The sequence below is a fragment of the Kitasatospora sp. NPDC054795 genome (assembly GCF_053611565.1).
Genome location: NZ_JBSHAP010000113.1, coordinates 20,948 through 30,008 on the forward strand (window position 1 = coordinate 20,948; position 9,061 = coordinate 30,008).

Below are 9,061 nucleotides of genomic sequence, written 5' to 3' on the forward strand. Positions count from 1 at the left end.
TCCGCACCGCAACAACATGGACTGGATCCTCAACGACCTCGCGGACAGCGTCCCGTGCGTGCGCCACGTCATCGTACTGTCGGCCGACGGCCTGCGGATCGCCCAGTACGGCACCGACCCGGACACCGCCGACCGCCTCGCCGCCGCCTGCGCCGGGCTGCAGAGCCTGGCCGGCGCGATCGGCCACGAGTTCCCGCACGGCGACGGCTCGATGCGGCTGGTGGTGATCGAGGTGGACGGCGGCTACTTCTACCTGATGGCGGCCGGTGACCGCGCCTATCTCGCGGTGCTCGCCGACGAGGGCGTGGACGCCGGGCTGGTGAGCCACCAGATGCGCGACCTGGTCGCCCGGATCGGCGAGCACCTGTCCACCCCGCCGCGCAATCCCGAGGCGGTCGCGTGAACCGGCACCCGGACCGGCCTGCCGCGGTGGGCTGCAGCGGCGGGACGGGCACATGAACGAGCACAGCGAGGCAGTGGCATGACGGCCGAGAAGGGTGGCTGGGACGGCCCCGAGCCCGACCGGCTGTACGTCATCACCCGGGGCCGCAGCGGCCCCTCCGGACCGGGGGTCTTCGACCTGGTCACCCTGATCGTCTCCCGTGCGGAGCCGACCCCCGCCCATCAGCCGGAGCAGGCCGCCATTCTGCGGCTGTGCCGCTCCCCGCTCTCGGTGGCGGAGGTCTCCGCCTACCTGGAGCTGCCCGTCAGCGTGGTCATCGTCCTGCTGGCGGACCTGCTCGACGACGGGCTGATCGAGGCCCGCAGTTCCGCCGTGCCCGCGGCGGAGCTTCCCGACCGTGCCCTGTTGGAGGCGGTGATCCATGGACTTCAGCGGCTCTGACACGGTGGTCGGGCCGGCCGGTCCGGACCTGCTGCCGGACACCGTCACCACGGCGGTCAAGGTGGTGGTGGTCGGCGGCTTCGGCGTCGGCAAGACGACGCTGGTCGGCGCGGTCAGCGAGATCCGCCCGCTGACCACCGAGGAGACCATGACCCAGGCCGGGGTCGGGGTGGACGACCCGACCGGGGTCGAGCAGAAGACCTCCACCACCGTGGCCATGGACTTCGGCCGGATCAGCATCAGCGACCGGCTCGTGCTCTACGTCTTCGGCACCCCCGGCCAGGAGCGGTTCTGGTTCCTCTGGAACGGCCTGTTCGAGGGCGCTCTGGGCGCGGTGGTGCTGGTGGACACCCGCCGGCTGGAGGTCAGCTTCGAGGTGATCGGGCGTCTGGAGGAGCGCGGCGTGCCCTTCGTGGTGGCCGTCAACGGCTTCCCGGAGGCGCCGCCCGTCCCGCTCGACGAGGTGCGGGACGCGCTGGACCTGCCGTCCGAGGTGCCGATCGTCGCGTGCGACGCGCGCAGCCGGGAGTCCAGCCGGGACACCCTGATGACCCTGATGCACTACCTGTACGAGCTGGCCGCCCCGTCCACCGGCTGAGCCGACGGTCCGTCCGTACCACCCCCACCGACCGCCCGTCACCGAACCCACCCGCGACCGGAGACCCCCGTGACCACCCCGTTCCCCGAACCCGCCTTCCCCGCCGGCCCCGCGTCGTCCGCCGGCCCCGCGTCGCCCGCCGGCCCGCCGCCCGGCTGCCCGGCCCACGCGGGCGGCGGCATCGCCCCGACCGGCCCCGGCGGCCTGCGCCGCCTGTACGGGCCGGAGGCCGAGACCGACCCGGCGGGCCTGTACGAGAAGCTGCGCGCCGAGTACGGCGAGGTGGCCCCGGTGCTGCTGCACGGCGACCACCGGGCCTGGCTGGTGCTCGGCCACGGCGCCAACATCGCCGCGATGCGCACGCCCTCGCTGTTCTCCCGGGACTCGCGCCTGTGGAGCGCGTTCCGCAACAACGAGGTCCCGCCGGACTCGCCGCTGCTGCCGGTGGTCGCCTGGCAGCCGATCTGCGTGTTCGCGGACGGCGACGAGCACCGCCGGCTGCGCGGCGCGCTGCTGGACGGCCTGAACGGCTTCGACCGGCGCGGCATCCGCCGTCACGTCCGCCGCTTCACCACCGACCTGGTCCAGGTGGTCGGGCCGACCGGCCGGGCCGAACTGATCTCCCAGTTCGCCGAGCACCTGCCGATGCTGGTGATGACCAAGCTGCTCGGCATGCCGGACGAGTACGGGCCGCAGCTGGTGACCGCCGCCCGGGACCTGGTGAAGGGCACCGAGACGGCGATCGCCAGCAACGAGTACGTGGTCGCCGGTCTGCGCCGGACCATCGCCATCAAGCGCGACAGCCCCGGTGACGACCTGACCAGCCGCCTGCTGGCGCACCCGGCCGGGCTGACCGAGGACGAGGTGATGGAGCACCTGCGGGTGGTGCTGCTGGCCGCGAACGAGACCACCGTCAACCTGATCGCCGACTCGTTGAAGATGGTGCTCACCGACCCGCGGTTCCGCGCCCACCTCTCCGGCGGCCAGATGACCCTGGGCGAGGCGCTCGACCAGGTGCTCTGGGACTCCCCGCCGATGTCCCTGGTGGCCGGCCGCTGGGCGACCGCCGACACCGAGCTGGGCGGTCAGCGGATCGGTGCCGGGGACCTGCTGCTGCTCGGGCTCGCGGCGGGCAACGTCGACCCGGTGGTCCGGCCCGACCTGGCGGCCCCGCTGTACGGCAACCGCTCCCACCTGTCCTTCGGCGCCGGTCCGCACGAGTGCCCCGGCCAGGACATCGGGCGGCACGTCGCCGAAGCCGGGATCGACATCCTGCTCACCCTGCTGCCGGACGTCCGGCTCGCGGTGCCCGAGGAGGAGCTGACCTGGAGTTCGGCCTGGATCTCCCGTCATCTGACGGCGCTGCCGGTGGAGTTCACCGCCCGCGACATCGAGCCGGACCCACTCTCGGTGGCGGAGGCCGAGGAGGCAGAGGCGGAGCAGGCGAAGGCCGGGGCCCAGCAGGCGGAGCAAGGCGGCTCGGCGGCGGAGCAGGCCGTCCCGGGCCCCCGGAACGCCGAGCGCGCCGAGCCGGCGGGGCCGCCGGTCCCGGCGCAGCGCCGCGGCTGGTGGGACGTGCTCACCGGCCTGTTCCGGCGCTGAGCCGCCCTGGGCCGCCCTGCCGGAACCTGGACCGCCCTGCCGGGACCTGGGCCGTCCTGGGCCGCCCGGTACACGGCTGACCTGCGCCGGTCGGCCGTGTGCCGGGCGGCCCGGCCGTCAGCCGTCGCGCCCGTCGGTCCGGCGCCGGTACAGGGTGAAGGTGTCCACCGGGGTGAGGTCCCCGTGCGGTCCGTCGAAGGTGTAGTAGATGACCTTCATGGTGGTCGTGCCGCCGCGCCGGTCGCCCGGGTCGACCTCGAAGGCCGCGAAGCCGTGGGTGTGGGTGCGGTCCTGGACGGCGGCCCAGGGCGCGTCCTCGGTGACCCAGACCGACTCCCGGTAGGGCGCGCCCGGCTTCGGGTCCTCCAGCCCGACGACCACCCGGCCCTTGGGCTTCTCGAAGAGGTCGTCCTGCGTGGTGGCCGCGTTGCCGCCGGCCCCGATGATCATGTGGACGGTGCCCCGCCCGGTGTCGACGAGGTCGGTGCGGGTGTCGGTCGGCACCGGGGTGCGGGTATCGTTGGGCAGGGTGCCGCGGACGGGGTGGGAGCGCTCGTAGTAGTGCTCGTGGCCGCACACCACCAGGTCGACCCCGTAGGCGTCGAACAGCGGGCCCCAGGTCTCGCGGAGGCCGAGGTCGCTGCCGGAGCCGTGCATCGAGCTGGAGATCATCGGGTGGTGCATGCAGACCACGATCCAGTCGATCGCCCGGCTGCTCCGGGCCGCTCGCAACTCCCGCTCCAGCCAGCGCCGTTGGGCACCTCCGGAGTAGCCGCGCAGGTAGACGTCGCCGGAGTTCTGGATGGCCTCGTCGTCGTTGGCGAGGCTGATGAAGCGCACCGAGCCGACGGTGAAGGCGTACCACATGCCCCGGGTCTCCTCGTCGGAGGAGGCCGAGGAGTCGGGGAGGGTGAAGTAGGCCTGGTAGCCGGTCGCGCCGATCGGGCCGTTGCCGCCCTCGTTCTCGTGGTTGCCGACGCAGGGCATCCAGGGCCGCAGCCGGGTGGAGCGGCTGTTGCTGATGAACCAGTCGGCCCAGGTCGCGGTGCGGCTCTGGCCGTGACGGCCGGCGTAGGAGGAGTAGCAGAGGTCGCCGTTGACGAGGTTGAACAGCGGCCCGACGCGTTCGACGGCGGCGACGATGTCGGCGGAGGCCGCGGTGCCGACCTGGCTGCTCATGAACACGGGGTACTTGCCGAGCGGGGAGGGCATGCCGTCGGGGAAGGTGATCCGGCGGCGGAGGTTGGGCGCGGCCTGGTCCCCGAAGCTCGTGAAGGTGAAGGGGGTCCGGCCGCGCGGGGCGGTGGTGAAGGTGCCGGTCTCGGCGTTGGCACCGTCGTGGCCGGCGCTGTAGAGGTAGGTGGTGCCCGGGCGCAGGCCGGTGAGCCGCGCGTGGTGGACGTACACCTCGACCTTGTCGATCGAGTCCCGGTAGGTGCGGGTCTCGGCCTGGACGACCCGGCCGAGGCCGCCGTCCGGTGAGCCGTACCGCACCTGTGGTCGGCGCACGGACTGCGGGGTGAGCCAGGAGACGGTCATCTCCGTACTGGCGTCGGTGCCGAACTGCAGGTGAAGCCCGGTCACCGAGGCCGTTCCGGCGCGGTGCGGGGTGGTCTGCAGGAGCGGACCGGCGGGCGCGTCGTCGGCCGGCTGGGCGGCCGCGGGTTGCGCGGCCGCCGTCCCTGCCGCCACGAGGGCGGCTCCGGCCGCCGAGCTGCCCTTGAGGATGGACCTGCGTGCAATGGTCATGAAATCTCCGCCTGCCGAGTGGGGGGTTCGACGGGCAGTCACTTTAATGACATGAGCACGTAAAGACGATCGTTTTGACGAGGAAGGATCCGACTACGCCTTGCGGCCGACTCCCCCGTACACCGAGACCGTGTCCCCGCCCGGGCCCGGGACCTCGGCGAGCTCCGGGTGCCAGCGGTTGATCAGGACCACCCCCGGATCGTCCAACTCCAGCCCGGCGAAGAAGAGTTCGACGCGCTCGCGCGAGCGGAAGTGCAGCGTGATCCCGGCGTCCTCGTACCGGCGGGCGGCGGCCGCGCTGCGCTCCGGCGCGATGTCGGCCGTCCCCGCGGACAGCGCGAGGAAGCTGCCGGCGGGCAGGGCGTCCAGGATCTTGCGGACGGGCGGGTGCGCGGCCTCGTCGGAGAGGAAGTGGACGATGTTGATCAGCGTCAGGGCGACCGGCTCGCGGAGGTCCAGGGTGCCGGCCACCGCCGGGTCGGCGAGGAACCGCTCCGGTTCGCGCAGGTCGCCCTGGACGTAGGCGGTGCGGCCCTCGGGGGTGCTGGTGAGCAGGGCGCGCGAGTGGGCGAGCACGATCGGGTCGTTGTCGACGTAGACCACGCGGCAGGCCGGGTCGACGGACTGCACGATCTCGTGCAGATTGGGCGCGGTGGGAATGCCGGTGCCGACATCCAGGAACTGGCGCACGCCGTGCACCTCGGCGAGCCGGCGCACCATCCGGTGCATCACGGCACGGGCGGCGGTGGCGTCCGCGCGCACGCCGGGCAGGTCGGCCAGGACGCGGTCGCCGACCTCGCGGTCCGCGGGGAAGTTGGTCTTGCCGCCCAGCAGGTAGTCGTAGACCCGGGCCGAGTGCGCCCGGTCGGTGCGCAGGTCCACCTGCGGCGGCTCCTCGAACCCGGGCTCGGTCAGCCAGCTCTCCGACAGGCCGGTCCCCGGCGGACGGCCGTAGGACCCCCAGTCGTCCGAACCCCAGTCGTCCGGACCACCGGCACCCGGACCGGAGTCCGATGCGCCGCCGTCCCGTCCGGCAGTGTCCGGTATGTCCGCACCCGAAGCGTCGGCACCCATGCTCCGCCCTCCCCGATCAGCAATGGTCCGGACCACTCAACCACAGGGGATGACTGTCCGTCAGGCGGTTTCCGGTGTCCGCCGAACCGGGGCTTCCGCGCCCCGGACGGCCGCGGCGAAGGACGGCACCTTCATCGCCGTCAGCAGCGCGATGGCCGGGCCGGCCGTGCAGACGGTGACGTATCCGGGGATCAGGCCCAGTAGATGACGACCGTTCAGCCACTCGGCGAGCAGCGGGAAGGTGCCGCCGAACGCGGCGATGGTGGTCGCGTTGACCACGCCGAGGCCGACCGCCCGCACCTCGGTCGGGAACAGCAGCCCGGTGAAGACGTTGAGCGTGCCGAGCACCGTGGCCACCAGCATCCCCAGCAGCACGGCGACGACCTGGAACGGCAGCCAGCCCTGGCGCAGCCCGGCGAGCAGGATGCCGACCATCGGGATCGGCAGGCCGAAGCCGATCCGGGCGACCGGCAGCAGGCCGAAGCGGTCGGCGGCGACGCCGGTGAGCAGCATGGTGGCCAGCACCACGACGAGCACCACCGTCATGAAGGAGGCCGCTTCCTCCTTGCCGACCACGTGGTAGGCGGCGGCGTACTGCGGCAGGTACGCCAGCGCGAAGTAGTAACCGACCGTCCCCCCGAGGGTGTTGAGGAAGACGGTGAGCACCGCCCAGCGGTGCTCGCGCAGCGTCCGCAGGAACGGCGGGCGGGCGGTGCGCCGCGCCCGCTCCCGGGTGCGGCGGAACTCCGCGCTCTCCGGCGCCCACCGCCGCACCCAGACGGCGGCCAGCCCGAGCAGTGCGGCGACCGCGAAGCCCAGGCGCCAACCACCGTTCTCCAGGCCGGACTTGCCGACGGTGTGGATCAGCACGGTGAGTACCCCGAAGGAGAGCAGCGAGCCGAGGACGATCCCGCCGTAGGAGATCGAGCTGAACGCGAAGCGGTGCCGGGGCGGGGCGGTCTCGGTCACGTACGCGGCCACGCTCGGCGCCTCCCCGCCGAAGGCGAGCCCCTGCACCACCCGGGCGAGCACGGCCAGTAGTGCCGCCCAGACCCCGATCGCCTGCTGGCCGGGGATGACGGCGATGCCCAGGCTGGCGGCGGCGATCACCGCCATGCCGAGGCTCAGCGCGAAGCGCCGCCCCCTGGTGTCGCTGAGCCGCCCGATCAGGTAGGAGCCGACCGGCCGGGCGACGAAGCCCACCGCGAAGGTGACGTACGCGCCGAGCACGCCGCTGACGCCGTGCTTGCCGTGCCCGAAGAGGTCCGCCGCGAAGTAGGGCGCGAGGACGGCGTAGATGCTCCAGTCGAAGGACTCGACCACCGATCCGACCGTCGCCGCGGCCAACTCCCGCCGCCGCCCGCCGGCTTCCGCCTGCTCACGGAGCGGGGCCACCGCACTGCTTTCTGTCATGACCTCAGCATGGCATCGTTCGGCGCCCCGCGGAATCACCCCTCGCGCCCGGCGGGCGGCATCGCCCCCGACCATCGCGGCGAGCGGCGCTGCGGAGAACTCCGAGAATCCCATGTGACCGATGTGACAGGCAGGTGATATTCCTGTGCCGTGCATTTCATGATCACTCGGAATCCGGGGCGCGTCCTGCCCGCCGCCGTCGCAGCCGTCGCCACCGCCGCCCTGCTGGCCGGCTGCACCGGCGGGAGCGGCACGGCCGCCGTGCCCGCGGCCACCACGGCCCCCGCCGGCGCGACGCCGACGGCCACCCCGACGCCCACCCCGACCGTCAAGCCCACCGGTGCCGCCGACCCGGCGCTCAAGGCCTTCTACGGCCAGCAGCTCGCCTGGGGCCCCTGCGCGAAGGACCCGCAGAACAAGGAGGACGTCTCGGCGCTCCAGTGCGCCGCCCTCAAGGTCCCGCTCGACTACACCGCCCCGGCCGCCGGCACCCTGGACGTCGCCGTGGTCCGCAACCCGGCCACCAGGCCCGACCAGCGGATCGGCTCGCTGCTGCTCAACCCCGGCGGCCCGGGCGGCTCCGGCGTCCAGATGGTCGCCTACGACCCCAAGGGCCTCGACGGCCCGCTGCACGACCGCTACGACATCGTCGGCTTCGACCCGCGCGGCACCGGCGGCACCAGCCCGCTCAACTGCCTGGACGACCGGGCCCGGGACGCCTGGCTGAACACCGACCAGGCGGGCGACGACCACGGCAAGCAGCTCGCCGACGCCTGCCAGGCCAAGTACGCGCAGGTCCTGCCCTTCGTCGGCACCCGCAACACCGCCCGGGACATGGACGTGCTGCGCGCCGCCCTCGGCGACCAGAAGCTCAGCTACCTCGGCATGTCCTACGGCACCTACCTCGGCTCGCTCTACGCCGAGGAGTTCCCGGACCGGGTCGGCCGGCTCGTCCTGGACGGCGCCACCTCGGCCTCCACCTCGCTGATCCAGCACAACATCGAGCAGTCGGCCGGCTTCGAGCGGGCGCTGAAGGCCTTCGCCGCGGACTGCGTCACCAAGGACGCCTGCCCGCTCGGCAAGGATGCCGATCAGGCCCCGCAGAAGCTCGCCGCCTTCCTCGACGGGCTCAAGGAGAAGCCTCTCCGGACGGAGAAGGGTCGCACGCTGACCGCCGGCGCGGCCTGGACCGGCGTGCTCAGCCGGCTCTACGGCGGCGAGAAGGCCTGGACCGGCCTGCGCAACTCCATCGGCTGGGCGATGGTGCGCGGCAAGGCCGACTACCTGCTCGACCTCGCCGACGGCTACAACGGCCGTGACGAAGAAGGCCGTTACGGCCCGTCCGCGGATGCCTACACCGCCATCCACTGCGCCGACGGCGCCACCGACGCCCCGGCCGGTGAGCAGCTGCAGGCCGCGCTGACCGACCTCGCCGCCAAGGCCCCGCTGGTCGGCAAGCACGACCCGATGGCCTCGCTGTTCGACCCGGACTGCCGGATCTGGCCGTTCCGCGCGACCGAGAAGCCGCACGTGATCAAGTCGGCCGCCACCACCCCGATCGTGGTCGTCGGCACCACCGGCGACCCGGCCACCCCGTACGCCTGGGCCGAGAAGCTCACCGCCGAACTCGGCAACGCCGTCCTGATCAGCCGCGACGGCGAGGGCCACACCGGCTACGGCGCGAGCAAGTGCGTCCGCGCCTCGGTGGACGCGTTCCTGCTGGACGGCACCGTCCCGGCCGCGGGCATCCACTGCCCGACGGACTGACCACGGGCCTGCTC

8 protein-coding genes are annotated in these 9,061 nt (G+C 73.1%); 5 read left to right on the forward strand and 3 right to left on the reverse strand.

Annotated elements, in window-relative coordinates:
- The first annotated feature begins 16 nt into the window (after positions 1–16).
- From ACWGJO_RS31790 to ACWGJO_RS31805, 4 genes are all read left to right on the forward strand, one after another.
- Positions 17–403, forward strand: a complete 387-nt coding sequence (locus ACWGJO_RS31790; RefSeq protein ID WP_380551404.1) for a roadblock/LC7 domain-containing protein — start codon at positions 17–19, stop codon at positions 401–403.
- 78 nt (positions 404–481) lie between these two features.
- Entirely contained in the window at positions 482–844 is a 363-nt protein-coding gene (locus ACWGJO_RS31795; RefSeq protein ID WP_359898354.1) for a DUF742 domain-containing protein, read from the forward strand.
- Positions 825–1,442, forward strand: a complete 618-nt coding sequence (locus tag ACWGJO_RS31800; RefSeq protein ID WP_452189036.1) for a GTP-binding protein — start codon at positions 825–827, stop codon at positions 1,440–1,442. The genes ACWGJO_RS31795 and ACWGJO_RS31800 overlap by 20 nt, the downstream gene beginning before the upstream one ends.
- A 69-nt stretch (positions 1,443–1,511) precedes the next feature.
- The gene (locus tag ACWGJO_RS31805) at positions 1,512–3,044 is read left to right on the forward strand and encodes a cytochrome P450 (protein WP_452189037.1); all 1,533 of its coding nucleotides are present in this window, start codon (positions 1,512–1,514) and stop codon (positions 3,042–3,044) included.
- A 117-nt stretch (positions 3,045–3,161) separates the two neighbouring features.
- Here the strand turns inward: ACWGJO_RS31805 and ACWGJO_RS31810 are convergent, their stop codons facing one another.
- The 3 genes from ACWGJO_RS31810 to ACWGJO_RS31820 all read right to left on the reverse strand — a co-directional run bounded on the left by ACWGJO_RS31810 (position 3,162) and on the right by ACWGJO_RS31820 (position 7,280).
- Complete coding sequence (locus tag ACWGJO_RS31810) at positions 3,162–4,793, reverse strand: purple acid phosphatase family protein (RefSeq protein ID WP_452189039.1); 1,632 nt, start codon at positions 4,791–4,793, stop codon at positions 3,162–3,164.
- A gap of 93 nt (positions 4,794–4,886) precedes the next feature.
- Positions 4,887–5,867: an SAM-dependent methyltransferase gene (locus tag ACWGJO_RS31815; protein WP_452189041.1), complete on the reverse strand. Its 981-nt coding sequence runs from the start codon at positions 5,865–5,867 to the stop codon at positions 4,887–4,889.
- 60 nt (positions 5,868–5,927) lie between these two features.
- Positions 5,928–7,280, reverse strand: coding sequence for an MFS transporter (locus ACWGJO_RS31820; protein ID WP_452189043.1), 1,353 nt, complete (start codon positions 7,278–7,280; stop codon positions 5,928–5,930).
- 159 nt (positions 7,281–7,439) lie between these two features.
- Between ACWGJO_RS31820 and ACWGJO_RS31825 the strand changes: the two genes are divergently transcribed.
- Positions 7,440–9,047 carry an alpha/beta hydrolase gene (locus ACWGJO_RS31825; protein ID WP_452189045.1) on the forward strand — a complete coding sequence of 536 codons (1,608 nt, stop codon included), beginning with the start codon at positions 7,440–7,442 and terminating at the stop codon, positions 9,045–9,047.
- Positions 9,048–9,061 lie beyond the last annotated feature (14 nt).

Coding starts and splice junctions, on each gene's coding strand:
- ACWGJO_RS31790 (WP_380551404.1), top strand. CDS start 17: ATGGACTGGATCCTCAACGACCTCGCGGACAGCGTCCCGTGCGTGCGC.
- ACWGJO_RS31795 (WP_359898354.1), top strand. CDS start 482: ATGACGGCCGAGAAGGGTGGCTGGGACGGCCCCGAGCCCGACCGGCTG.
- ACWGJO_RS31800 (WP_452189036.1), top strand. CDS start 825: ATGGACTTCAGCGGCTCTGACACGGTGGTCGGGCCGGCCGGTCCGGAC.
- ACWGJO_RS31810 (WP_452189039.1), bottom strand. CDS start 4,793: ATGACCATTGCACGCAGGTCCATCCTCAAGGGCAGCTCGGCGGCCGGA.
- ACWGJO_RS31815 (WP_452189041.1), bottom strand. CDS start 5,867: ATGGGTGCCGACGCTTCGGGTGCGGACATACCGGACACTGCCGGACGG.
- ACWGJO_RS31820 (WP_452189043.1), bottom strand. CDS start 7,280: ATGACAGAAAGCAGTGCGGTGGCCCCGCTCCGTGAGCAGGCGGAAGCC.
- ACWGJO_RS31825 (WP_452189045.1), top strand. CDS start 7,440: ATGATCACTCGGAATCCGGGGCGCGTCCTGCCCGCCGCCGTCGCAGCC.